General features: G+C 44.6%; 24 protein-coding genes. 14 read left to right on the top strand and 10 right to left on the bottom strand.

All coding sequences use genetic code 11. The annotated features are described in order from the left end of the window. Positions 1 to 22: 22 nt before the first annotated feature. The 4 genes from AS888_RS04020 (at position 23) to AS888_RS25495 (ending at position 2,689) form a co-directional block, all read left to right on the top strand. Positions 23 to 1,114 carry a GerAB/ArcD/ProY family transporter gene (locus AS888_RS04020; protein ID WP_061140887.1) on the top strand — a complete coding sequence of 364 codons (1,092 nt, stop codon included), beginning with the start codon at positions 23 to 25 and terminating at the stop codon, positions 1,112 to 1,114. Between the two features lie 44 nt (positions 1,115 to 1,158). Further along, positions 1,159 to 1,299 (top strand): hypothetical protein, encoded by a 141-nt coding sequence (locus tag AS888_RS25500; RefSeq protein ID WP_155645375.1) that lies wholly within the window; start codon positions 1,159 to 1,161, stop codon positions 1,297 to 1,299. A 72-nt stretch (positions 1,300 to 1,371) separates the two neighbouring features. Beyond that, a complete protein-coding gene (gene spoIID / locus AS888_RS04015; RefSeq protein WP_061140886.1) occupies positions 1,372 to 2,406 on the top strand; it encodes a stage II sporulation protein D in 1,035 nt (344 codons plus the stop codon). Positions 2,407 to 2,515: 109 nt separating this feature from the next. Continuing rightward, a complete protein-coding gene (locus AS888_RS25495) occupies positions 2,516 to 2,689 on the top strand; it encodes a hypothetical protein (RefSeq protein WP_155645374.1) in 174 nt (57 codons plus the stop codon). Positions 2,690 to 3,136: 447 nt separating this feature from the next. On the opposite strand, the gene AS888_RS04010 is transcribed toward AS888_RS25495, so the two are convergent. Together AS888_RS04010 and AS888_RS04005 are read right to left on the bottom strand one after the other, a co-directional pair. Then, positions 3,137 to 3,451: a hypothetical protein gene (locus tag AS888_RS04010; RefSeq protein ID WP_061140885.1), complete on the bottom strand. Its 315-nt coding sequence runs from the start codon at positions 3,449 to 3,451 to the stop codon at positions 3,137 to 3,139. 109 nt (positions 3,452 to 3,560) lie between these two features. After that, complete coding sequence (locus tag AS888_RS04005) at positions 3,561 to 4,253, bottom strand: FHA domain-containing protein (protein ID WP_061140884.1); 693 nt, start codon at positions 4,251 to 4,253, stop codon at positions 3,561 to 3,563. A gap of 320 nt (positions 4,254 to 4,573) precedes the next feature. Here AS888_RS04005 and AS888_RS25490 point away from each other — a divergent pair, with 320 nt between their 5' ends. The 3 genes from AS888_RS25490 to AS888_RS03995 all read left to right on the top strand — a co-directional run bounded on the left by AS888_RS25490 (position 4,574) and on the right by AS888_RS03995 (position 6,988). After that, the gene (locus AS888_RS25490; protein ID WP_155645373.1) at positions 4,574 to 4,723 is read left to right on the top strand and encodes a hypothetical protein; all 150 of its coding nucleotides are present in this window, start codon (positions 4,574 to 4,576) and stop codon (positions 4,721 to 4,723) included. Between the two features lie 149 nt (positions 4,724 to 4,872). Continuing rightward, positions 4,873 to 5,280 (top strand): hypothetical protein, encoded by a 408-nt coding sequence (locus AS888_RS04000; protein WP_061140883.1) that lies wholly within the window; start codon positions 4,873 to 4,875, stop codon positions 5,278 to 5,280. A 244-nt stretch (positions 5,281 to 5,524) separates the two neighbouring features. After that, positions 5,525 to 6,988: a protein adenylyltransferase SelO gene (locus AS888_RS03995; protein WP_061140882.1), complete on the top strand. Its 1,464-nt coding sequence runs from the start codon at positions 5,525 to 5,527 to the stop codon at positions 6,986 to 6,988. A gap of 64 nt (positions 6,989 to 7,052) precedes the next feature. On the opposite strand, the gene AS888_RS03990 is transcribed toward AS888_RS03995, so the two are convergent. Next, a complete protein-coding gene (locus AS888_RS03990; protein ID WP_155645391.1) occupies positions 7,053 to 7,484 on the bottom strand; it encodes a MarR family winged helix-turn-helix transcriptional regulator in 432 nt (143 codons plus the stop codon). Between the two features lie 221 nt (positions 7,485 to 7,705). Here AS888_RS03990 and AS888_RS03985 point away from each other — a divergent pair, with 221 nt between their 5' ends. From AS888_RS03985 to AS888_RS03975, 3 genes are all read left to right on the top strand, one after another. Beyond that, positions 7,706 to 8,107 carry a VOC family protein gene (locus tag AS888_RS03985; RefSeq protein ID WP_081092300.1) on the top strand — a complete coding sequence of 134 codons (402 nt, stop codon included), beginning with the start codon at positions 7,706 to 7,708 and terminating at the stop codon, positions 8,105 to 8,107. Between the two features lie 476 nt (positions 8,108 to 8,583). After that, the gene (locus tag AS888_RS03980; protein WP_155645372.1) at positions 8,584 to 8,859 is read left to right on the top strand and encodes a hypothetical protein; all 276 of its coding nucleotides are present in this window, start codon (positions 8,584 to 8,586) and stop codon (positions 8,857 to 8,859) included. A gap of 39 nt (positions 8,860 to 8,898) precedes the next feature. Then, positions 8,899 to 10,677 carry an Ig-like domain-containing protein gene (locus AS888_RS03975; RefSeq protein ID WP_061140879.1) on the top strand — a complete coding sequence of 593 codons (1,779 nt, stop codon included), beginning with the start codon at positions 8,899 to 8,901 and terminating at the stop codon, positions 10,675 to 10,677. A 49-nt stretch (positions 10,678 to 10,726) separates the two neighbouring features. On the opposite strand, the gene AS888_RS03970 is transcribed toward AS888_RS03975, so the two are convergent. The 7 genes from AS888_RS03970 to nikC form a co-directional block, all read right to left on the bottom strand. Continuing rightward, a complete protein-coding gene (locus AS888_RS03970; RefSeq protein WP_155645371.1) occupies positions 10,727 to 12,046 on the bottom strand; it encodes an SLC5/6 family protein in 1,320 nt (439 codons plus the stop codon). A gap of 3 nt (positions 12,047 to 12,049) precedes the next feature. Next, entirely contained in the window at positions 12,050 to 12,748 is a 699-nt protein-coding gene (locus AS888_RS03965) for a response regulator transcription factor (protein WP_061140878.1), read from the bottom strand. A gap of 14 nt (positions 12,749 to 12,762) precedes the next feature. After that, positions 12,763 to 13,509: a sensor histidine kinase gene (locus AS888_RS03960; protein WP_061140877.1), complete on the bottom strand. Its 747-nt coding sequence runs from the start codon at positions 13,507 to 13,509 to the stop codon at positions 12,763 to 12,765. 79 nt (positions 13,510 to 13,588) lie between these two features. Continuing rightward, positions 13,589 to 14,575 (bottom strand): ABC transporter ATP-binding protein, encoded by a 987-nt coding sequence (locus AS888_RS03955; RefSeq protein WP_061140876.1) that lies wholly within the window; start codon positions 14,573 to 14,575, stop codon positions 13,589 to 13,591. Then, the gene (locus tag AS888_RS03950; RefSeq protein ID WP_061140875.1) at positions 14,575 to 15,600 is read right to left on the bottom strand and encodes an ABC transporter ATP-binding protein; all 1,026 of its coding nucleotides are present in this window, start codon (positions 15,598 to 15,600) and stop codon (positions 14,575 to 14,577) included. The genes AS888_RS03955 and AS888_RS03950 overlap by 1 nt, the downstream gene beginning before the upstream one ends. Before the next feature lie 11 nt (positions 15,601 to 15,611). Then, positions 15,612 to 16,532, bottom strand: coding sequence for a nickel ABC transporter permease (gene nikB / locus AS888_RS03945; RefSeq protein ID WP_061140874.1), 921 nt, complete (start codon positions 16,530 to 16,532; stop codon positions 15,612 to 15,614). 12 nt (positions 16,533 to 16,544) lie between these two features. Further along, positions 16,545 to 17,447, bottom strand: coding sequence for a nickel transporter permease (gene nikC, locus AS888_RS03940; protein ID WP_061140873.1), 903 nt, complete (start codon positions 17,445 to 17,447; stop codon positions 16,545 to 16,547). Between the two features lie 210 nt (positions 17,448 to 17,657). Here nikC and AS888_RS03935 point away from each other — a divergent pair, with 210 nt between their 5' ends. The 4 genes from AS888_RS03935 (at position 17,658) to AS888_RS03920 (ending at position 23,958) form a co-directional block, all read left to right on the top strand. Then, positions 17,658 to 19,214: a glutathione ABC transporter substrate-binding protein gene (locus AS888_RS03935; RefSeq protein ID WP_061140872.1), complete on the top strand. Its 1,557-nt coding sequence runs from the start codon at positions 17,658 to 17,660 to the stop codon at positions 19,212 to 19,214. A gap of 65 nt (positions 19,215 to 19,279) precedes the next feature. Beyond that, positions 19,280 to 20,788: an amidohydrolase family protein gene (locus AS888_RS03930; protein WP_061140871.1), complete on the top strand. Its 1,509-nt coding sequence runs from the start codon at positions 19,280 to 19,282 to the stop codon at positions 20,786 to 20,788. A gap of 1 nt (position 20,789) precedes the next feature. Further along, a complete protein-coding gene (locus tag AS888_RS03925) occupies positions 20,790 to 22,292 on the top strand; it encodes an amidohydrolase family protein (RefSeq protein WP_061140870.1) in 1,503 nt (500 codons plus the stop codon). A gap of 100 nt (positions 22,293 to 22,392) precedes the next feature. Beyond that, positions 22,393 to 23,958: a glutathione ABC transporter substrate-binding protein gene (locus AS888_RS03920; protein WP_061140869.1), complete on the top strand. Its 1,566-nt coding sequence runs from the start codon at positions 22,393 to 22,395 to the stop codon at positions 23,956 to 23,958. Positions 23,959 to 24,186 lie beyond the last annotated feature (228 nt).

Here is a 24,186-nt window from a genome sequence, read left to right as displayed (position 1 = left end):
GTAAGACAAATGAGGGTCCTATATGAACCAAGCTACTGTTAATGTTAAGTATAAGGTATCGCCATTTTATGTGTTTTTTTTAATGCATGGCATGCAAACTGGATTAGGGGCGTTGAGCTTTCAAAGGGAATTGGCGAAGTTCACAGGAACGGATGGATGGATCTCCATATTGCTGGCGGGATTGATCATTCACCTAATAATTTGGCTCATATATAAGATTTTCAAAATGGTTCCAGGTGATATCATTAACGCCAACCATCATGTATTCGGCAAATGGGTTGGCAGTTTCTTCAGCCTGTTGTTCATTTTGTACTTTTTTATATTGGGGATGACGATCATCGTCGGATATATACGTGTCATACATGTTTGGATGTTCGATGATGTCCCTGCCTGGGCAATGGCTGCGGTGTTCCTCATCCTGATTTATTATGTAATTTCCGGGGGATTCCGAACCGTTACAGGAATTACTTTTATAACAGTAATCGTTTCATATTGGCTTTTGTTTTTCCCTTTTTATGGTATTAGGTATTCGGATTTCACGGGAGTGCTTCCTATATTCAATCATACCTTTCTGGACATTCTGAAAGGAACCAAAAGTATCTCCTTAACGATGCTTGGTTTTGAAATGCTGCTGATGTATTATCCGTTCATAAAAAAAGCAGAAACATCACAAAAGTTTGCCCATGGAGGAGCATTAACCACTACTTTGCTGGCTTTAACCGTCTATTTCGTTTCAATCGCCTTTTATCCACTCAAGCTGCTTACCCTTACCCTATGGCCAACCTTAACCCTGACCAGCATTATTGAATTGCCCTTCATTCAGCGGTTCGAGTACATAACCATTTCTTGGTGGGCCATCATTATCATCCCCAATATGGTCATTCCCTTGTGGGCTGCCAGCAGGGGGATCAAGCGCTTATTCAATGTCCAGCAAAAATATCCCTTATGGATCATGTCCATCATCATCGTCCTGGTCAACATCCTTTATTACGATATCGATTTATTGTATATACTAAACAAAATAATCAATCCTTACAGCGTCGGCTTCATTGTTTTATATATACCGCTCCTATTTGTTTTATTAAAAACAAAGAAATTATTAAAGCGCTCTTAAACGGGAGTTCTTAAGGGTGTGAGGAAGATATTAGAAGGAAAGTGATGGAACAAATTCTTTTAGCTGCCTTGTTGGCAGCTTTTCTTTATGGCCGTTTTCGCATCCTTCTGCAGTGGAAGATCACTTATCTTACCAGGGAATGGTTGGTTCGGAAGATGAAGTCCGAACGGTGGTTCAACAAGTAGGAAACAATGGGTAATATATGATGTGGTTTATTCATACCCTGTTTAAAATGCTTTTTTTATTAAGGAGGACGGATGAATAAATTCCAGCCATTGATGTGGATTATGTTTACGACGATGATTGTCATATTAGTAGTGCCTTCCATTTTGGTAGTTTCCTTTTCAAATCATGCAAAAAAGAACCTGGATGCATCAACAAAGCAGGATGTGAGTGAATCGACGTACACGAAAGAAAATTCGTCTGAGCCATCCACCGACGTTTCGGTTTATAGGACAAAAACGAAAGTGATTGAGCATATTCCTTTGGAAGAATACGTGGTAGGTGTCGTTGCTTCAGAAATGCCAGTTACTTTTGAAATGGAAGCATTAAAGGCTCAATCATTAGCTGCTAGAACTTTTTTAGTTCAACAGATGATTTCCGATTCGAAAATTAATTTACCGGACGGTACGGATATCACCGATAATATTCAATACCACCAAGTCTTTAAAAACAAGAAAGAGCTAGCTAATGAATGGGGAAAGGATTATCAATCAAATATTTCTAAAGTTCAAAAAGCGGTCGATGCCACAAAAGGTCAAATTATAACCTTTGATGAGAAACCAATCGATGCATCTTTCTTTTCGACCAGCAATGGATATACGGAGAATTCCGAGGATTACTGGGGGAATGAAACCCCATATCTAAAAAGCGTTGAAAGTCCCTGGGACATCAAATCTCCAAAGTTCCAATACCAAACGGCAATTCAAGTATCCAAATTTGAAGAGCTGCTGGGAATTAAATTGAATAATGATGTCAATATCGGTAAGGTTATTTCAAAATCAACTGGGAATCGCATAAAGCTTATCGAAATTAATGACAAGAGATATAGTGGGAAAACCATCAGGGATAAGCTGAAACTCCAATCATCCGATTTCACGATTAAAAGAGAGGGCAGTGAGGTTATTATTTACACGAAAGGTAATGGCCACGGTGTAGGCATGAGCCAATATGGGGCAAACGGATTGGCTCAAGAGGGGAAGAGTTATAAAGATATCGTTCATTATTATTATCAGGATATAACCATTTCTTCAGTTGAACCCTTTATGAATAAAATGTATGTGAAAAAGTGAAATATCCCTCCATTATTTCCTGTAAAACTTAAAGGTTAGGGCTGTGACGAGCAGCTCTTTTTGTTATAGAATAAAAGGCAGAATGATTGAGGCAGTACGTTAGTAAATCATGAAAGATAAAGAGGATATAAAAGTGGCAAGAGGGAAAAGAAAAGCAAAGAAAGGTTTTTTCAAGGGCATAATGGATGAAATTCTCGATTCAATCTTAGCTGAATTGGTTTTTACTATCTTGACTTTCATTCCAAAAATGATCATCCGTTTAGTAAAGCGTGTAATTGATTGAATCGGAGGCATTTCCAATAAGAATGGCTAATGGTAAAATAAGTTAGAGGTGATGATGTTGACTAGTATTGAACGTTATATATCTGACTTTATGATTTCCTTGCTTTTTCTGGTTTTTGGTATGGTTTTTTTGAATATCTACACCAATGCCCTGCCTTCCATAATACTTTTTGGTTACTTTTTTCTGCATTATCTCATCAGGGGCCTTTATCGCTTATTTAAAGATAAGAAACAGGGCAGTTTAAACTCATGAAATATACAAAACAGGGTCTGATTTTTTCAAGGTTGTGTCCACTCCATAATAAGCAGGAGCTGCGGGTGCGGCCCTTTTTCTTATGTCCTGAAAATCATTAGGTTAAATGGCGGGATCAAAAAAATGGGGCATTGCCCAACATGTATCTCCTTCCAATACAAGAGCATCCACATAAGCGGATGCCCGACTTGGTCATCATTTTTGATTTTCATGGTATATTCTAGCCGAGAGCATAATTTCCTCATGTATATCCTTGAACCATTCAAAAGGCGAGTAGTTTGCGATTGCGCATTTTGGTAAAGAACCTACTTCAGTTTTGCTGATGCTCAATTGGGTGATAGTATCAGCGGTAATGACAGGTCCTTTATCAATAATCCTGTTATCCTTGTATGTCTTTACAAGGAACTCGAATGCATGATAGGCTTCATCTTCGGTTTCATAATCAAAAGAACGATGTTCCCCATTTTCCATGATTTCTAAAACATATAACGTTCTATTCTTAACCTCCACTTACTCACCTCCTTTTTTAAGAATATATATTCAATAAAAGGGGAAAATTTCCTTTAAAATAAAAAGCACCCATTGAATGGATGCTTTTCATTACATGATTCTTGAATCATTAGAGGTCCGAGAGGTTGATGGAGAGTATCGATTCCATATAATATCCTTTTTGGATGACGGCTTTAATGGCAAAGTGGCCATTTATCCGCTTCCGCACCCTGTAGAGGAGGGAGGCGATTTCTTCAGCTGATACAATTTGCTCAGGATCACCATTTCTTTCGGGCCAAACATGCTGGACGATCATTTCCTTTGAAATGAGATTGTCCAAGTTCTCATGAAGCAGCTTAAAGCAAATGAATTCCTTCGTGGGCATTTTAATGGGTGCTTCTTCATTGATGGTTACGGTCTGAAGATGTTCATTGATGGTCACGGTTCGGTGCATATCTGGATTCACCGGAGTGAAATCACGTGTTAAATCGTTGTCGATCGATATCATGAATTCAATCAATCCATTAATTAAAGCAATGGCATCACCCGGTTCAATGGCGCAGGGCTGACCAGGGACCAATCGCATCTGGTTCACGGATGTCCCGTGCTTGCTCGCCAAATCCTCGATGAAAAGCTTTCCTTCCAACAGATAAATACGGCAATGTTCCCTGGAAACGAAGTCATTATAAAGCTTGAAATCAGCTTTCGAGTGCTGGGTTGCACGTCCAATCAACAAACTTTTCCCTTCATATACATAGGCGAATTCCTCGGTTTGACCTTTATGCAAGGTTCTCAGGACTACCTTGAAAGTTTTATTGAACATTTCCTTCATATCCCCTTAAAAGTCTGAATATTTACTATATTTTCATGGACTTATCATTTTAGCTACATGGCTATTTAGTGGTTGCAATCCTATAATTATAAATTATCAGACGCATACATCCTAACGAAAAATGAAAAAAATCAGAATTAGGCACGAAGACACACCCAGTAAATAAACGTTGTTGAAGCGGGAAAGCATCATTCGCTGCAAGCCAAACGGAAAAATGAAACAGCGAAGTGTTTAATTCAGGTACCCCATCGCAAATGCGGCCGGGAGGATGGTACTGCGTTCAAAACGCATTCAAAAGGAGTTGACCAAAGATGAGTATGTGGAGAGACAGAATCAATGCCTACAGTATCCTGCTGATGATCATTAGCATGATGGTTTACATCATTTATCCCCAGCCCCTTACCCTCGGTCTGTACTGCACATTTGGCATTGCCTTCATCACCCTGGCTATCCTGAATTGAGTCTAGCGGGGGATGTGAGAAGGACGTTGAAATTAATACCGGAAGTGACGCCGGTTAAAAAATATAAATTAGGCCTACCGGATTAGCGGTAGGTTTTTTTTGAGGATTATTAAAGGGCAGGAGGTATTCGTTATGAAAAAATACTGGTAGTGATCGGTACTTTCTTACTGCTTGGATTAATCATGATTCTTTATACAGGAACAAAGAAAATGGCTACCGACGGAATAGAAGTGAATACAACCTATTTACAAGACTCAAAGGTTTTGGTAGCTGCTATGAGTATCGCTGGCAATATTCGTGAAGAGAAAACGCTTGATATACAAACTTTTTTAAAAGAAAACAATACCATTTCAATAAAGGATGAGCAAACTGATGGTGAAATGGAATGTATAGTAAGAGATTCAAAGGGGGAAAAGGTATTCTCTGAAGTGATGAAGGGAGATGCCATTCGTTCATTTAAATCATTGTCCGGAGAAGGAAGCATCAAACTGGTCTTAAATAGTGGGAAACAACATGCAATGGTCATTATAAATGGGGATGGGCCTGATTTTGAATAGCTGATATCATTGCGTACCAGCATTAAAGCATATGTTCCATTTGCAGAAATTAGGGGATTCATGAACGAGCATAGGGTCGTCACCCATACTTAAAATGAGCCATTTTCATATGGAAACGGTATAATAAATTGGCAGAAGCAGACATTAAAAATGACTGCATTCTTTGGTTTAAGTATGGTATATAGCTGAAATGATGAGCGAACGAGCATTCATACAAAACGACAAAACGAGAAAAGGAGAAGCCATGACTAAGAGTAATGAAACAGGATGGAATTTAGACAATAGTTATGCCCGTCTTCCGGAAAAGTTTTTCACGAGCACGAAGCCGACTCCTGTAAGCTCACCTGAGTTGGTCATCCTCAATGAACCGTTGGCAGCATCGCTTAATCTGGACGTTGAGGCATTGAAGGGTGAAGCTGGTGTGGCGGTGTTTGCCGGAAACGAGACACCTGAAGGCGGATCGCCTCTTGCTCAAGCGTATGCGGGGCATCAATTCGGTCATTTCAACATGTTAGGGGACGGCCGGGCCATCCTGCTAGGCGAGCAGATCCTTCCTCAAGGCGGAAGGGTCGATATCCAGCTCAAGGGTCCGGGAAGAACGCCGTATTCGCGCGGGGGCGATGGGCGTGCGGCACTGGGGCCGATGCTGCGGGAGTATATCATCAGCGAGGCGATGCATGCACTTGGCATTCCGACGACCCGAAGTCTGGCAGTGGTTACAACCGGCGAATCAATCATTCGGGAAACAAGGCTGCCCGGGGCCATCATGACCCGTGTCGCTGCGAGTCATCTGCGCGTCGGCACCTTTCAGTTCGCGGCGAAATGGGGCACGATCGACGAGCTCAGGACGCTTGCCGATTATGCGATAAAGCGGCATTATCCCGATGTAGAAGCAGGGGAGAACCGGTATCTTTCACTGTTCGAGGAAGTGATCGAACGTCAGGCAAGGCTTATTGCCCAATGGCAGCTGGTTGGCTTCATTCATGGGGTGATGAACACCGACAACATGACGATTAGCGGAGAAACGATCGATTACGGCCCATGTGCCTTCATGGACGCTTATGATCCGGCAACGGTTTTCAGCTCCATTGACACCCAAGGCCGTTATGCCTATGGCAATCAACCGGTAATTGGCGGCTGGAATCTTGCGCGGTTCGCAGAATCCCTGTTGCCGTTGCTGCATGAAGACCTGGACTCGGCAGTCGAGCTGGCACAGGAGAAGATTTCGGCTTTTAAAGAGCTGCATCACGCCCACTGGCTGGCGGGGATGCGAGCGAAATTGGGGCTGTATAATGAAGAAACACAGGATGAAGCGTTAATCAACGGCCTCCTCAGCATGATGAAGAAACATGGCGCCGATTATACGAACACATTCCGCGCGCTAACGTTTGATAAATTGGAGGATACGGTCCTTTTTGGGGCACCGGAATACGTTCAATGGCATGAGCTCTGGCAGGCCAGACTGGGCAGGCAGCAGGAATCGAAAGCCTCAGCGAGCCAGCTGATGCAAAGCAGCAACCCGGCGGTGATCCCGAGGAACCACCGGGTCGAAGAGGCACTCTCAGCTGCCGTGGAAAAAGGAGACTACAGCGTGATGCAGCGGCTGTTGGATGTTCTCTCAAACCCTTACGAGCACTCCGCCAAGCAAGCCGAATACACCACATTGCCTGTTTCATCAACGCCCTATCGGACTTTTTGCGGGACTTGAGATCAGGTGAAAAAAAGACGGTATCCCGAGGTTTCGGGATACCGTCTTTTCATATGGCTGCGTATCATTTAGGTCCTTGTTTATTCGAGCTGAGCTGCTGAATCTGGTCATCGAGGACAGAACTTGCTTTACCCAAAAACGTGGTGATGAGCTCCAGCTCTTCCGGCGTGTAGCTGGAAACGAGCTTAACCATTTCATTATGAAGCGGTAGATACGTGTTGTACACTTCTTCTTTATCTTCATATTCGGGTACGATGATCACCCTGCGCCGGTCATTGGGATCATTTTGCCTGCGGACGTATCCGAATTTTTCAAGCCGATCGACCAATGCCGTTATGCTGCCAGTGGTGAGGCCGGTTTTTTTGGCAAGTTCTCCGGCAGTGATCGGACCGGTTTCGCGCAGGATATCAACGGAGATGAAATCATGATTATACAGTCCAAGCGAGGTGGCGACATTTTGCTGATATAAAATCGTTCGGGTCCCTAGACCCCGCATGGCCGAGACGAAATATTGCTGTGAATCTGTCGTTGGGACTTGATGTGGGTTTGACAAAAGTGAATCCTCCTTTTAATATAAATATATATCTTGATGACAAAGATGTTTAATTGTCGAGATAATGAATGTTCGTTTATTCTTTATGCATTCATTCTAACGAAACATTTCACATGTTGTAAAGGAAGCATCCTAAATCAAAAGCAGAAAGCGAGGGAACGATATTGAAAATCAATCATCTGAATTTAACGGTAACGGATGTCCCTGCAACGCGAAACTTTTTGGAAACGTATTTTGGTTTAACCTGTATCGGAAGCAAAGGATCGGGTTTTGCGGCCATGTTCGATGACGATGGATTCCTGCTGAACTTAATGAAGGGCAAGGATGCACATTATCCAAAAACATTCCATATAGGTTTCCCCCAGAAAAACAAGCAGCAGGTGGATGAGGTAAATCGAAGACTGACAGCGGATGGATACGAGGCGGGGCTGCCGAAACATGAACATGCCTACACCTTTTATGTTTCTGCACCAGGCGGATTCCTCGTCGAAGTTTACTGCCCAATAGCTAAGGAAGAAGCAACAGGACCATCCACAGTCGGCAGTTTGGAACGTCCTACAAGTTAGCCAGAAGGCCGTTGAAAGCTGTTCATGCATGAAGCCAATAATGAGCTTCCCCGATTCGAAGTGGCCGTGTATCCACATCAATCGGGGAAGCTTGTCTTTTTTTAGAAAGCAAAACACCCTGAATGAGTAGGAAGCCTAATCGAGATTAAAGCGACCAAATCAAGAGCCAGCTGCTGAATTCGTGAGTAAAAGTGTCGAATTCGCGAATAAAGTACCGAAATTCGCGAGTAAAAGGGCTAAATTCGCGAATAAAGTGCCAAAACTCGCGGATAAACCGAGGAAACTCAAGGTTAAAGCGACCAAATTAAGAGCCAATCACTGATTTGGCTAGAAAACAGAAAATTCTTCTAAATATTTTTAAGTATTATCCATACAATTCCAGTGAATTATTGCATAATGAAATTATTGAATTTGCTGTCGATATACTTATAGGATGACTTAAAGAAAAATTAATGAAGAAGGATGGTTCACTTTTTATGAAGAGAAATATAATTATCAAGATGATTCTCGTGATGATACTATCGCTTTCGATTGGTTTGGGCAGTAGTACGGTACAAGCTGCAGGTACTGATTCAATAAGTGATGGGACTTATACAGCTGGGGAGGGAATATCCGCTGGCTTAACTGAATTCAGTATTACAAGAGGGACCGCAATCATTACTATTACGAGGGATACGAACGAAATAATTAATGAAACGCTCAGTGATGATGGATACATGCCTACACGATTTACGGTACGCTTGAAAGCTTGAGACAAAATAGAAAGCAATCTATATGATGGTGCTTCCACTATGGACGTCCGGCAAATCCCGAAAGTAGACTTGAGAAACATATCCGCTGGTTATTATGAGATAGGCACCGATATTCCTGCAGGCACGTATGCATTGGATATTGACCGCCCTTCGGATGACTATGATGTGGCGTATATAAATATTTTGGATGACCGATATAACCGAAAAGATTCTCTTAACCTCTTCAACGAAGAAGATCCTTATGAGTATAGGGCTTCGGAGGGAGAAAAAATCTACATTTCTTCATTGGTCGGTACGATGAGTTTTAAAGAAAAGATCCTAGTTCCGAAAAGTATCACGTTGAGTAAGCCTAGTCTGTCCCTGTTAGTGAGCCAAACCGCACAATTAAAGGCTACGGTGTATCCGAACAGTGCCATTAATAAAAGTGTTAGTTGGACTGTCGGTGATCCCCGAATTGCGACAGTAGATGTGAAAGGAAATGTAAAAGCACTTAAAGCTGGCAGGACAACAATCACAGCTACTGCCGATGGTGATGCATCCATTAAAAAAAGCATCGAAGTTACAGTGACGAATATTGTTCCTACTAGTTTGAAATTAAGTAAATCAGCGTTAAACATCTCAAATAACCAAACGATTAAAGTAACTGCGACAGTAGCTCCAGGCAATGCAGCGAATAAAACGATTTTATGGAAAAGCTCGAATTCCAGAGTCGCTAAAGTCGATTCAAAAGGCAATATAAAAGGATTGGAAAATGGATCGGCGACCATAACGGCGACTGCCAAAGAGAACACGAAGGTCATGAAAACCGTTGCCGTAAAGGTTTCCACAAAAACGGTGAAGGTGAATAAATCAAGCTTGTCTATCATGGCAGGCAAGACAGGAGCCCTGACTGCGTCCGTGTCACCCTCTGATAGCACGGACAAAACGGTGAAGTGGAAATCCGCTAATACCAAAATCGCCACCGTTGATAGCAAAGGGAAGGTCACCGGCAAACTAAAAGGGACGACCACCGTCACGGCAAGCGTTAAAGGGGCAAAGGATGCTAAGGTGAAGGTCACCATTACAGCCCCGGTCATGGAAAAATCAATTAAAGTGAACAAGACTTCCGCCACTTTGTTAAAAGGTAAAACATTGGCCTTATCCGCAACTGTTAGTCCAAGCAATACAACGAATAAAACGGTGAAGTGGAAATCGTCCCATACAAAAATAGCGAAGGTCGATAGTAAAGGGAAAGTGACCGCTGTGGGAGTTGGAACGGCCAAAATTACGGCGACTACTGTAAATGGAAAATCAAGCGTCACCACGATTTATGTACCTTATAGTAAAAGTTTAAGTGCAGGAAAATGGAAGGCAGGCAAAAATTTGCCGGCAGGACGTTATAAAATCACGACAAAATCGGGCAGCGGCAATTTATTTATCGCGGATAATAGCTACGATCGCTATGTAAATGAAATCCTATCAAATGAAGATGATGGTTATAGTGTAACGGCTGTTACAACGGATATTAAATCGGGGGACAGTATTGAAATAGCTGGACTGGACAGTGTACAGTTCACCAAAGTATCCCATGTTAAATCGAATACCCTGCATGCTGGATACTGGACAGTAGGCAAAGATATAGCAGCGGGAAGATATAAAATAACGACACCAAGTTCAGCAGGAAATTTATTCATTTACAGGGGAGACCATTTACTTGTAAATGAAATCCTCTCCAATGAACGTGATGATTACATGGTAACAAGTGTAACGACCACGCTGAAAAATGGAGATCGCATTAATATTTCCGGCTTGAATAAGGTGGATTTCACTAAAAAATAGCATTCCAGCAGAGGAAAAAAGCTGTCGACATCATGTCGGCAGCTTTTTTTTAATCTTTGCGAAGCTCCCATTTATTCCGGATGAAGCTATAGATCATGCATGCGACGATGATCGTGAAGGATGTTAAACCGCTGAACCAAATGCTTTGAAATTCACTTGCATAAGGCTGGATGATGTAGGAGGCAGCGATGGCCAAGACCGCACTTATCGGAATGTAATTGGCGACTTTCCCTTTGCTGAACACGATCACCAGGATGGGGGCGAGCAAGGCCGAATAGATATTCCCGGAATAAAATAAAAGCTCCAATAGGTTTGGGGAATATAAGAGTGTAGCCATGAATATCAATACGCCGATACTGATTGATAGAAGGTAGGCCATCCTTATTTTTTGCTGGTCGGTCGTTCTGTCCTGGAAGGGATCGATCATATTGGCGACAATCAGGCTGACCAAGGCATGCAGGCAGGCTCCGAATGTTGACGTGATTGCACTGAAGGCACAAAGCACGAACAGGATGAAAAAAAATGGCGTCGTGATCTTGTTTGCCAGCCCCTCTAAAATGGAGTGGATATCAGTGAAGCCGCCAGTGAAGATCACCATGATGAACAGTGATGAAAATGAGAGCGGGAATATGAGCCATATCAGGCCGGACAAGGAAAAGGTTAAGGGAACCTTTTTCAGTTCGATCATGAACAAACGCTGCCATGATGTCAGATCAAAGAAAAATTGGCCGAATCCGACGAGCAGTCCGGCAAAAATGAAACTCCATAAATCATATTTATTGATCACGAGCATATAGGGATGATACAGGCGGATTCCATCATAAACGGGCTGGATGCCTTCTTTTACGAAAAAATATAAAGGAATCAAGATGACGGCGGCAAACATGAAAACGACTTGAAAGGCGGCGAAACGATGAATGAGCTTCAACCCGCCGAAGCCTGCAAAAAGAACACAAAAAACGAAAAAGAAAAATAAACCGACATACAGCGGTGTATCGAAAAGGAATTGACAGAGGGTGGAGGCGGCCATTCCCTGAATGAATAAAATGTGTAAGCTGGTTATGACCAGGATGACCAGCAAGATCCAATATCCCAGTGGATGCAGCCTCGTTTTTAAATAGTCGCCCATGGTCAATCCCACCGGAAAATCCTGCCGAACCCGCTTGCCGATGAAGCTAAACATGAACAGGGCGATCGCCCCCATTATCGCGTAGCCGATTCCTCCGAACACGCCATACTTCACCATGGACTCAGGAGAGGATAATATGGTGGTTCCCGTCACCCAGCGTGCCAGGAGGGAGATGATTCCTAAGCCCATTCCGATTTGGATCGGGCCTTGTACGTATTCTTGAAATGTCCGTGTTCGCAATGGTCATTTTCCTTTCTCGCGGAACTCCTTCGGTGTAATTCCCTCTATTTTACGGAATAACGTGCTGAAATAATGCTGACTGTTGAAACCGGAGTGTTCAGCTACATCCGAGATGCTCCAGTTCGTGTTAGTGGTTAACGCCCTTTTAGCGGCTTCGATTCGATAGTGCATTAAATATTCGGAAAAGGAGGTGCCGACCTCTTCATGGAATTTCCTGCTCAAATAAGTCGGGTTCGTATGTACTTCACGGGCGATGTCCGAAAGCGAGATTTTGTCCGCATAATTTTCATGAATGAATGATAGCGAATGATGGATCAGGCTTGAATAGTTTTGGGTTACCCCGCTTTCTTGATACTTGGATAGCACTTTATGCAATTCACTTTCAATCACCGGTTTCGTTAAGTAATCAACAACCCCGATCCTGATGGATTGCTGGGCATAGTCGAAGCTTTGATGGGCGGTAACCATGATGATTTCCACATCTTTATTGAGTGCCCGCAGATCTTCACCGAATTCAAGGCCCGATCTCCCTGGAAGGTTAATGTCCAGGAAAGCGAGGTTGATTTTGTGATTCTGGTTGAGGGTAAGGGCTTGAACAGCATCAGCGGCTTTATGGAACTTCCAAAAAGGGAATATCGATTGGATCATATATTCCATTTGTTCAAGGACCAGTGGTTCGTCATCAACTAATAATACATTCATTCCGGTGCCTCCTTCTATTTCGTATCAAAAACAAGTGGCCAGGACACCTCCACCTTTGTGCCCGATTCATCAGAAGCTATCGTTAAATGTGCACGAGTGCTGAAATACAAGTGTAGGCGTTTTTGGATATTGTCCAGGCCATGTCCGCCATCCTCATCAGCGGAAGTGGCGTTTCCGATGCACCCATTATCCTTCACGACGAGATACATCGTCTCCGATTCCAAATGGAATTGAATATGAAGAAGGGCTGCCCCGACCTTTTTTTCCAAGCCGTGCTTGAACGAATTCTCCACTAATGTTTGCAGGATGAAAGGGGGCACCAGTGCGATGGTTAAGTGGTCAGGGCACGACATGTCGATCTTAAGCCGATCTCCAAAGCGAATGCTTTGGATGTCGAGATAATGCTGCGTGTACTGAATTTCCTGGGCAAGGGGAATCAATGGCTCGGAAGCTTTGTATTTGAATTTCAGGAATTGCGAAAAAGCCTCCAGGGCTCGGATCAATTCGGCCTTCCTGTCCAGGCGGGCCAAGCCCAATATGACATTCAGGGTATTGAAGAGAAAGTGTGGCTGGATTTGCTGGTTCAGCTTGTTATATTGCGCTTCCTGCAGGGCTTGCTCCAGCCGGATCTCTTTGTTTTTATTTTCAAGCAGGTCGATTCTCTTTTCGAATATGAATAGAAATAAAAGAGCGATAGCCCCCATGATGGGAGCTAAAATGAAGAGCATGATAATTATGGTGAATCCCTCGTAACTTAGCATGGAGAACCTCTGCTGGTTATATTTTTGAATTATTTTGTCTATGAGTATCTTACTAAAGACTTCTGCGGAAATCTACAATTTATGACACAATGTGACAAGCCACTTGATGATTTTGTGTTGATCTTTTCAATTCCGGTGCCTTCGTTTTGCAGATGTCCATGACAAACGGGCACCGTGTATGAAAACGGCAGCCGTTCGGAGGGTCGATCGGCGAGGGGACATCACCCGTCAATAGGATCCGTTCCCTTTCCTGCACGGGATTCGGTACAGGGATCGCAGACAGCAAGGCCCTTGTATAAGGGTGCTGAGGCTGTTCGAATATCGACTTTTTGTCGGCGATTTCGACGATCTTTCCTAGATACATCACCATGACGCGATCCGAGATATGGCGCACGACCCCTAAGTCATGCGATATGAAAAGAAAGGTAAGTTCGAATTGCCGTTGCAATTTTTTTAATAGATTCAGCACCTGCGCCTGAATGGAGACATCGAGTGCAGATACCGCTTCATCGCAAATGATCAATTTAGGATCTACGGCAAGTGCCCGTGCAATCCCGATCCGCTGCCTTTGACCGCCGCTGAATTCATGTGGGTATCTTTCCAGTGATTCAGGTCTCAGGCCGACATGTCCCAATAATTCCTCAATCCTGCCCCGGCGATTTTCTTTAGGCACTACATTTTGAATCGCTAAGGCTTCTCCGAGAATTTGCCCGATCGTCTGTCTAGGATTGAGGGAGGCGAAGGGATCCTGAAAGATGACCTGCAAATCCTTCCTCGTACGCCTCATATCCTTTTTTCCTAAACGTAAAAGGTCCTTGCCCTGAAAGTGTATCTGCCCGCTTGTAGGTTGATCCAATCGAAGGATGGCCCGTCCGGTTGTCGATTTACCACAGCCGGATTCACCGACTATACTTAACGTTTCCCCCTGATAAATATGGAAGCTGATGTCGTCGACGGCCTTTACATGGTTAACGGTCCTTCCGAAAAAACCACCCTTGATCGGGAAATATTGCTTCAATTGATCTACTTTAAGCAAAACCTTCTTGTCTTCCACCGTTGCTCCCATCATTGAACCCCCACTTTCTCTTCCGCTTCATATTCTTTTTCCCATTGCGGGGTATACATCCAACAGCTGACCAATGTGTCGGGTCCGATTGATTCGAGATCCGGTACGGCTTGTTCGCAAATGCTCTTCGCATGTGCACAACGGGGTGCGAAGCTGCAGCCCTTGGGCATATCATACGGACTTGGAACGGTCCCGGGGATGGTGGTCAATTCCTCCTGATCCAAGTCGAGGCGAGGAAGGGAGTTCAATAATCCGATGGTGTAAGGATGTTTAGGGTTGGTGAAAATTTCTTTCGCCAAGGTGTATTCAACCATTTTTCCGGCATACATCACCGCCACCTTATCGCATGTTTCATACACGACACCTAAATCATGCGTGATTAAAATCACAGCCGTTCCGAAATCCTTTTGCAGCGATTTTATCAGTTCCAGGATTTGCGCTTGGATCGTCACGTCAAGCGCCGTCGTAGGCTCATCCGCTATCAATACCTCAGGGTGGCAGGCAAGTGCCATCGCAATCATGACCCTTTGCCTCATTCCGCCGCTCAGTTCATGCGGTTCCTGCTTTGCCCTTTTTTCAGGGGAAGGGATTCCGACAAGCCGAAGCATGTCGACCGCTTTGTTCCACGCTTCTTTTTTTCCAAGCTTTTGGTGAAGCCGGATGGCTTCTGCAATTTGTTCGCCCGCTGAATATACCGGATTCAATGAAGTCATCGGTTCCTGGAAGATCATCGAAATTTCGTTTCCGCGAATCGACCGCATTTGTTTTTCGGTTTTGGCAAGCAGGTCCTCTCCTTTAAAAAGGATGCTGCCGCCGGTGATTTTACCGGGAGGGGATGGAATTAACCTTAACAGGGATAAGGAGGTGATGCTTTTCCCGCTTCCTGATTCCCCTACGATTCCAAGCGTTTCTCCTTTGTTCAGGGTGAAGCTGATTCCATTCACGGCTTTGCTTGTTCCTTCGTCTGTGAAAAAGTGAGTTTGTAAATTTTTAACTTCCAGGATTTTTTCATCAAACTGTTTCATCACGTACCTCCTTAGTTTAGGTCTATTCGCTTGTTAAAGTATCGATAGAGGACATCGACAGCCAAATTCATGAATACGAAGATGACGGAGGCGATAAGGACACCGCCTTGGACCATCGGCAAATCCCTCGTTCTGATGGCATCCACGATCAATCGTCCAAGTCCGTTGATGGCAAATACGGATTCGGTCAATACGGTGCCGCCAAGGAGTGCACCGAACTGGAGGCCAACGACCGTAATGACGGGGATCAGCGCATTTTTCAGCCCGTGCTTATAAATGATGACATGCTCCTTCAATCCTTTTGCTTTCGCGGTACGAATGTAGTCCTGACGAACGACCTCAAGCATGCTTGACCTGGTCATCCGGGCGACAATCGCCGCTCCGCCGGCACCAAGGGTTATCGCAGGCAGGATCATATGCCTGAAGGTCCCCCAGCCTGAAACGGGAAACCAATGAAGATTGACGGAAAAAAAGTAGATGAGCATCAGCCCTAACCAAAAACTAGGCAGGGAGATTCCTAATAAAGCAACGATCATGATGGAAATGTCGGCTGCAGAATATTGCTTGGTTGCCGAGATGATTCCGGCCACCATTCCAAACACGACGGTGATGAAAATACTGGCAAGTGCGAGTTCAAGGGTAATTGGCAAGCGGACCATAATCTCGTCCAGAACAGGGCGGCTGCTCCGGAGGGATTCGCCGAAATCGCCTTGTACGGCATGAATCACATAATCAACGTACTGATAGATGATGGGGCGGTCCAAACCAAGCTGGTGCCTGATCATTTCTATCGTTTCTTTTGTCGCACCTTCACCTGCAAGCAGGGTTGCCGGGTCACCGGGAACCATCTGCATGATGAGGAAGACGACTAAACTTACTCCTAACAATACCGGTATCGTTTGCAAAATGCGCCGGACGATGAATACGAACATGTTCTCTCCTCCTTATTTTTTCATTCTTGGGTCCAGGGCGTCCCTCAACCCATCCCCGAAGACATTGAAGCCAAGTACAAGTGTGGATATGGCAATGCCCGGAAATAAAGCGATGTGCGGAGCGCTGAACAAATAGTCCCGTCCGCTGCTTAACATCGCGCCCCATTCCGGTGAAGGAGGCTGGGCTCCTAGTCCGAGGAACGACAAGCCGGCTGCCGAAAGAATGGCCGTTGCCAGGCGCAATGTCGCTTGTACGATGACGGGTGAAAGGATATTAGGGAAAATGTGCTTGAATATGATCGTGAAATCGGTGGCTCCCAATGCACGAACGGCGTCAATGTATTCAAGCTTCCTGACCGAAAGTGTGGAACCCCGTACGATTCGGGCGAACATGGGGATGGAAAACACACCAACCGCTACCATTACGTTGATTAAGCTTGGTCCCAGGGCGCTTATGATGGCAAGGGCCAGCAATATTCCCGGGAAGGCAAGCAGGACGTCCACGATCCTCATGATGACCGTATCGATCCACTTTCCATAATAGCCAGCCGTCAATCCCAAGAGGATGCCAATGAAGGCGCCGAAGAAAACGGAAACGAATCCCACCGTTAAGGAAAGGCGAGTCCCATATAATAACCTGCTCAAAATATCTCTTCCCTTATCATCCGTCCCCATCCAATGCTCTGCCGTAGGTGGCTGAAGCTTGTTGACCAAATCGATTTCATATGGATCCTGCGGTGAAACGACAGGTGCAAAAATGGCCAATAAAATATAAAAAAGTACGATGTATCCGCCTACCAATGCCAACTTATTTCTTTTGAACTTTTTATAAAAGGCTTTCCAGTTTTGTGGTTTTGTAGATTTGTTTTTGTTTAGCTTCAATCCTGGATTCTTGATAACGACCTCTGGCTTCATGACAGTTCCTCCTTTTCTTTCATTTAATTTATGCAAAATAGGTATCGAAGTAAATATGATGCCTGAAAGCAGTAAAGATAATAAAAAAATGAGTAAAGATTCTGAAAATATAAAATTTTGTTTTTTCTTATAATTTGATTATGCCCAATGTGCTCATCGTAAAAGTTGCGTGGAAATCAAAGGGAAGTAGGAAAGGGAGGAACAACTATCATGAGAAAAGGTATAACTGGATTACTATTTGCATCGTTATTATGTATCTCGACGGTTTTATCTGGATGTACATCAGATCAAACAAGCAGCAAGAAGCCAGAAAGGGAAGCGAAAGAAGGGGGAACATTGGTCGTTGCGCGGCTCTCTGATGCGACGACACTTGATCCGCATTTCATTACGGACATTCCTTCGGCAAACGTCGTCTATGAAAAGGTGTATGAAACATTGGTCGTTCCTGACAAGGACATGAAACCACAGCCATTGCTCGCGAAGGAATGGAAACAGCTCGATGATAAAACATGGGAGTTCAAATTGCGTGAGGGCGTGAAATTCCATGATGGGGCACCTTTCAATGCTGAAGCGGTAAAAACCAATTTCGACAGATTACTGGATCCGAAGACTTCTTCGCCACAGGCCGGGAAATTGGAAATGATCAAGGAAATCAAGGTAGTGGATGATACGACTGTACAGTTCAAACTGAAATATCCATATGCTCCCCTACTTTCGATATTGGTCAGTAATGAAGGAAGCATTTTAAGTCCAAAGGCGATTAAAGAGCATAGTGATAAACTTGGCCAAAATCCGGTTGGGACAGGACCATTCGTTTTCAAATCGTGGAAATCGGGAGAAGCGATCGAGCTGGAAAAGAATGAAGACTATTGGGGGAAAGAACCGAAGATCGATGGGGTCGTATTCAAGGTCGTCCCTGAAGATGCAACGAGAATTGCCATGATCGAAACGGGTGAGGCACATGTGACCGATCAAGTGCCCGTGACGGAAATCGATCGCATCGAGGCGTCGGACACGATGGGGCTTTATCGCACCGAAGGACTTGCCGTCGAATACTTAAGCTTCAATGTCAAGAAAAAGCCGTTCGATGATGTTCGTGTCCGGAAAGCGGTCGCACATGCCATCGAAGTCGATTCCATCATCAAAGGGGTATATAACGATGTTGGTACAAAGGCAAATTCAACGATGAGTCCGAAGGTTTTCGGCTATGATCCGAATATAAAGGGATACGATTATGATATTAATGAATCCAAAAAGCTATTGAAGGAAGCCGGAGTCAAGGAGGGCATGGAAATCACTTTAACGACAAGTGACCGTAAGGAAAGAATTAACATGGCAGAGGTGATTCAATCCCAATTAAAAGGAATTGGAATCAAGGTGAAAATCCAAGTTCTTGAATATGGAGCTTATATTGATGCGACCGCCAAGGGGGAGCATCAGGTTTCCATAGGCGGCTGGGGCAATGCGACAGGCGACGGGGATTATAATCAATTCAATCTTTTTGATAGCAAATCCCAAGGTGCAGCAGGGAATAGCTCATTTTACAGCAATCCTGAAGTGGATAAATTGATCGAAGCGGCACGACAGGAATCAGATGGCGATAAACGTAAGGAACTTTATTCGAAGGCCCAGGAGATCGAAAGGGAAGAGGTGCCGTATGTTCCGATCCGGAACTATGAGCATCTGGCTGTTTATGGCGAAACGGTTAAAGGGCTTTGGCTGAACCCGGCAAATTATTTAATGCTCGATGACATAACCGTTCAATAAGGAATGGATCAAAAGAAAAGACAGCATACGATGGTTATGCTGTCTTCTCGATTAGGAGGGGAAATATGATCGATCTGCTGCTCATTCACGGAACTGTAATTACGATGGATCCAAACAGGCGAATCCTTTCGGATGGTGCCATCGCCATAAACGAAGGACGGATTTTAGACGTTGGCATAACCGGAAAACTTACATCGAAGTATGAAGCGAAAAAAGTGATCGATTGCAGCCATCAATGCATATTGCCAGGATTGATAGATGTTCATGGCCATGGGGGGCACTCGATGTTCAAGACCATCGCGATGGAGAATATCGATTTTTGGATGCCGATCATGACGAATACGTATAAACATTTTGTAACCGATGATTTTTGGTACTACGAAGGAAAGCTCTCCGCCCTTGAGAGATTGAAGGCGGGTGTGACAACGGGTGTAAGTGTGTTAGGCTCGATGCCGCGATCCGATGACCCGATTTTCGCCATCAATCATGCGAAGGCTTATGCCGAGGTGGGGGTGAGGGAGGTTATCTGCACAGGTCCCTGTAACCCTCCATGGCCTCATTCATTCAGTCGATGGGTTGATGGGAAAAGAATCGTGAAGGAGGTTACCTATGAAGAGGTATTAAAGGGAGCGGAAGCAGTGATCGAAGCACTGAATCATGCAAATGAAGACAGAACAAGGGCCTTCATTACACCTTTTGTCATCGTCACATCGGTTGACCCCTCCAATCCCACAGCTCCTGACAGGCTAAATGGGCTAAGTGATCATGATCTTTATCAAGCGAAAAGAATTCGGGAAATTGCCCGTAAATATGATACGAGGATCCATTCCGATGCTTTTGGCGGGATGATCCATTTAGCGATACAAGATAAGCAGAATGCCCTGTTGGGTCCGGATGTCCATTTACAGCATTGTCGCGGCATTTCCTTCGATGAGGCAAGGATACTGGCAGAAACGGGGACGAATGTCAGTGCCTCGCCAGGTTTTGGACAGGTGCTTGCCCGAACGCCGATCACTGAATTATTGGAAATGGGGGCAACGGTGGCGATCTCTACCGATGGAACCTCGCCTTCGACTAGCTTTGATATGTTCCAGGCGATGAGGAAAACCCAATTCGTTCACCAGGCGGCACTACGGGATTATTACTATTTACCCCCAGGAAAACTGCTAGAAATGATTACGATCGATGCGGCGAAATGCATTGGCTGGGATGATGAAATCGGTTCGCTTGAGATTGGGAAGAAAGCGGATGTAATTACGGTCAATTTGCATCAGCCGCATCTGACTCCTGAATTCATGCATGTTCATCGGCTTGTCTTCCAAGCAGTGGCGAATGATGTGGAGCATGTCATCGTCGATGGGAAATTAATCATGGAGGGGAGGGAGGTCCACACCGTTCATGAAAGTACCGTACTCGACGAAGCGAATGAAGAAGCCTTTTCGACGATCGAGCGTGCGGGGCTGGAAAAGTATATGAAGCCGACGAAATATTTCTGGGGACACGCCAGGGCCTATGTCGATGAAAGGAGATATGACGAACGGGAAAACGCTGCGGCATTGCGGAAAGGGGAATAAAATGAAAACGAAGCTTAAAGGAAGATACGTAATTGGTCATGATGGCTGCGATCATGTCATTTTGGAAAATGCGGAGGTCGTATATGAAGGGGATACGATTTTGTATGTAGGAAAAAAGTATTCGCAAGAAGTGGATGCGGTATTGGACGCCGGGAATGCCATCATTAGCCCCGGCTTCATTGATTTGAATGCGTTAGGGGACATTGACCATGATATCTTGCATTTCGAGGCTGGCTCCGATAGACAGAAAAATCTGCTTTGGTCAGAGGACTATATCAAAAGCGGCCATCCCGAATGGATGTCCAAAGAAGATGAAGCTTTCAAATCTCTATATGCATATTCACAGCTCATCCTTCATGGCGTGACGACGGCGATGCCGATTACCTCCGTTTTTTATAAAAGCTGGGCCGAAACCTATGAGGAGTTGGCAACTGCGGCGGAGCATGCAGCTGGATTGGGGCTAAGGATTTACTTGGGGCCAAGCTTCCAATCCGGGATCAGGGTCGTCCAGCCTAACGGCAAGGTAAAACTGCACTGGGATGAAAAGGCCGGTGAAGCTGGATTACGAAGGGCGGTCGAGTTTGTCGAAACGTTCGATGGAGCCTATGATGGCCTGATAAGAGGGATGCTTGCCCCAGAACGTGTAGAGTGCCAAACGGCAAATAGTTTAAAACAGACAAAATACTATAGCGATAAATTGGGTGTACCGATCAAGCTTCATGCTGCCCAGGGGAGCTTTGAATTCGAGACGATATGGGAAGCTCATCACGTGACACCGATTCAATACTTGTACGATCTTGGTTTCCTCGGTCCAAGAACGGGAATTCCCCACGCCCATTATATTTCAGGATACAGCCGAGCGAAATATGGCCAGAGTGATGACTTGGCGCTTCTCAAGGAAACGAAGACAACGGTGATTCATTGCCCGCTGATTATCGGCAGGCATGGCGAGGCGCTGGAATCCTTCGCTGAATATAAAAGGGCAGAAATCAATATAGCCCTTGGAACGGATACATTCCCTCCAGATATGTTCCAAAACGTAAGGGTAGGCAGCATGCTTTCACGAATGGCGGAAAGTGAAGTGGAAGGCTCCACGTATGCCGACTTGTTTCGGTCCGCGACTCTTGGTGGAGCCGCTTTTCTTGGCAGGGACGATTTAGGCCGGATTGCCCCAGGGGCAAAGGCCGATATCATTGCGGTCAGCCTGGACAGCTACCATATGGGTGTCATGGATGACCCCATCCGAACCATGTTTATAAGCGGCACCGGGAAGGACGTTACCTTATCCATCATCAATGGGAAGATCGTCATGAAAGATCAAATGATCCCCGGCCTTGATTTGAAAGAGATGAATAATAAGGCGCAAAAATATTTCAATAGGATGAGAAGCGGATATATGGAGAGGGATTATCAGAAACATCCTGAGCAACAGTTGTTTAAGCCCTCATTTAAGATGGTAGAATCAGTTGCTCCCCAATCAGGAATAGAGAGAGAAAAGAAGTAAAGAAAGTGCAAAATATAGTAAATATTTTCACGATAAATAGTCAGAATATTTTCTATAATTAGATAAATATACAAAAAAAGAAATCGGGAGGTCATGGTCCATGGCAGGTAATCTTGGCATAGGAAGGCTTATTCTAGTCATGTTCATCGGATTGATCATTACAGGCTGTTCTTCTAACAATGGTGTAAGTGAAACGGCAAACGATTCGAGCGTCGCATCAAAGGAAGGGGGGACATTGGTCATTGCCCGTTTATCGGATGCTGAAAATCTGGATCAGCAGTTCATGTCCACGATTAATGCTGCCAGTGTCACGCACCATAAGATCTATGAAGGACTGGTGCAGCGGGATAAAAATGGCGAGATACAGCCTATGCTCGCAAAATCGTGGAAGCAAAAAGATGACACCACTTGGGAATTCAAGCTAAGGGAAGATGTAACGTTTCATGATGGTACACCATTCAACGCAGATGCAGTAAAAAAGACGTTCAATCGATTATTGGATCCGGCAGTTGCCTCTCCTAGAGCGGTCGTATTTGAAATGGTGAAAGAAGTGAAGGCGGTTGATGAATATACCGTGCAATTCATACTTAAGGAGCCATTTTCCCCGCTGCTTTCAATCTTGGCGAATCACGAAGGGGGAATCATCAGCCCGAAAACGATCGAGAAGTATGGCAAGAAAATTATCCAGGAACCGAACGGCACAGGTCCTTTCGTATTTGATTCATGGTCCCCGGGACAGGAAATCACCTTGGTGAAGAACAAAGACTATTGGGGAAATGAGCCAAAGGTGGACAAGGTCATTTTCAAGGTTGTCCCTGAAGATTCGACGCGGATATCGATGATTGAAACCGGTGAAGCACAGATAGCGGAGCCTCTTCCGATAGCGGTCATGGATCAAGTGGAATCCTCAGCGGCAATGGATGTTTACCGCAGCGAGGGATATGGTACCGAATATTTAGGGTTCAATGTCAAGAATGAACCATTCAATGATGTCCGGGTCCGTAAAGCGATTGCCCATGCCATTGAAATGGATTCGATCATTAAAGGCGTCTTTAATAATGTCGGAGTAAAGGCGAACTCGTTGATGGGCTCTAAAGTATTTGGGTATAATGCAAGTTTGGAAGCCTATGATTATAATCTCAAAGAAGCCAAAAAGCTGATGGCCGAAGCCGGATATTCAAAAGGCTTGGACGCTACCATCCTTACAATGGATAGTAAAGAAAGAGTCAACTTGGCCGAGGTCCTGCAATCGCAACTAAAAGGAATCGGAATCCACTTGAAGGTACAGGTCATGGAGTACGGGTCGTTCGTCGAACAAGTGAATAAAGGGCAATCGGAAATGTTCATCATCAGCTGGAGAAACGCGACAGGTGATGCCGATTATAATCAATACAATCTATTTCATACGAATTCACAGGGAGCGGCCGGCAATACGTTCTTTTACAGCAATCAAAAGGTTGATGATTTGATAGATGCGGCAAGGAAAGAAAAAGAAGAACAAAAGCGCAAGGAATTATACGCCGAGGCCCAGGAAATCGAAATGGCGGATACCCCATATATTCCGGTAAGGGTCATTGAAAACGTAGCTGCGGTCGCAAAGGATGTAAAAGGCTTCTCGATCAGCCCTTCAGGCTATCTCGAAATTAATGAAGTAACGATAAAGTGATGAAAGCAATGGGTCCGCCCCAATATAGGCGGGACTCCGTTTGCTGATGAAAAGGTTTCTGAGATTTCTTCAGAAGCCTTTTTGTTTTAACTCGATTACTGTGATGAGACTTTCCACGGCACTCTGGATGAAAACGAAAGAAAAATTCAGACAGTCCGCCTTATAGGTGGATTTGGACAATGATCATTTCATGCCACTTTGCATGATGACAAAGAGGCAATCCCGATT

The organism is Peribacillus simplex, assembly GCF_001542915.1.
GTDB lineage: Bacteria > Bacillota > Bacilli > Bacillales > DSM-1321 > Peribacillus > Peribacillus simplex_B.
The sequence above is the reverse complement of the archived record's forward strand: the minus strand, read 5'-3'. Positions and strand labels throughout refer to the sequence as shown.

Coding starts and splice junctions, on each gene's coding strand:
- nikC (WP_061140873.1), bottom strand. CDS start 17,447: ATGAAGCCAGAGGTCGTTATCAAGAATCCAGGATTGAAGCTAAACAAA.
- AS888_RS03935 (WP_061140872.1), top strand. CDS start 17,658: ATGAGAAAAGGTATAACTGGATTACTATTTGCATCGTTATTATGTATC.
- AS888_RS03955 (WP_061140876.1), bottom strand. CDS start 14,575: ATGGGAGCAACGGTGGAAGACAAGAAGGTTTTGCTTAAAGTAGATCAA.
- AS888_RS03990 (WP_155645391.1), bottom strand. CDS start 7,484: ATGCGGGGTCTAGGGACCCGAACGATTTTATATCAGCAAAATGTCGCC.
- AS888_RS03980 (WP_155645372.1), top strand. CDS start 8,584: ATGAAGAGAAATATAATTATCAAGATGATTCTCGTGATGATACTATCG.
- AS888_RS25500 (WP_155645375.1), top strand. CDS start 1,159: ATGGAACAAATTCTTTTAGCTGCCTTGTTGGCAGCTTTTCTTTATGGC.
- AS888_RS03920 (WP_061140869.1), top strand. CDS start 22,393: ATGGCAGGTAATCTTGGCATAGGAAGGCTTATTCTAGTCATGTTCATC.
- AS888_RS25490 (WP_155645373.1), top strand. CDS start 4,574: ATGAGTATGTGGAGAGACAGAATCAATGCCTACAGTATCCTGCTGATG.
- AS888_RS03965 (WP_061140878.1), bottom strand. CDS start 12,748: ATGAATGTATTATTAGTTGATGACGAACCACTGGTCCTTGAACAAATG.
- AS888_RS04005 (WP_061140884.1), bottom strand. CDS start 4,253: ATGTTCAATAAAACTTTCAAGGTAGTCCTGAGAACCTTGCATAAAGGT.
- AS888_RS25495 (WP_155645374.1), top strand. CDS start 2,516: ATGAAAGATAAAGAGGATATAAAAGTGGCAAGAGGGAAAAGAAAAGCA.
- spoIID (WP_061140886.1), top strand. CDS start 1,372: ATGAATAAATTCCAGCCATTGATGTGGATTATGTTTACGACGATGATT.
- AS888_RS03975 (WP_061140879.1), top strand. CDS start 8,899: ATGGACGTCCGGCAAATCCCGAAAGTAGACTTGAGAAACATATCCGCT.
- AS888_RS03995 (WP_061140882.1), top strand. CDS start 5,525: ATGACTAAGAGTAATGAAACAGGATGGAATTTAGACAATAGTTATGCC.
- AS888_RS03930 (WP_061140871.1), top strand. CDS start 19,280: ATGATCGATCTGCTGCTCATTCACGGAACTGTAATTACGATGGATCCA.
- AS888_RS03950 (WP_061140875.1), bottom strand. CDS start 15,600: ATGAAACAGTTTGATGAAAAAATCCTGGAAGTTAAAAATTTACAAACT.
- nikB (WP_061140874.1), bottom strand. CDS start 16,532: ATGTTCGTATTCATCGTCCGGCGCATTTTGCAAACGATACCGGTATTG.
- AS888_RS03925 (WP_061140870.1), top strand. CDS start 20,790: ATGAAAACGAAGCTTAAAGGAAGATACGTAATTGGTCATGATGGCTGC.
- AS888_RS04020 (WP_061140887.1), top strand. CDS start 23: ATGAACCAAGCTACTGTTAATGTTAAGTATAAGGTATCGCCATTTTAT.
- AS888_RS03960 (WP_061140877.1), bottom strand. CDS start 13,509: ATGCTAAGTTACGAGGGATTCACCATAATTATCATGCTCTTCATTTTA.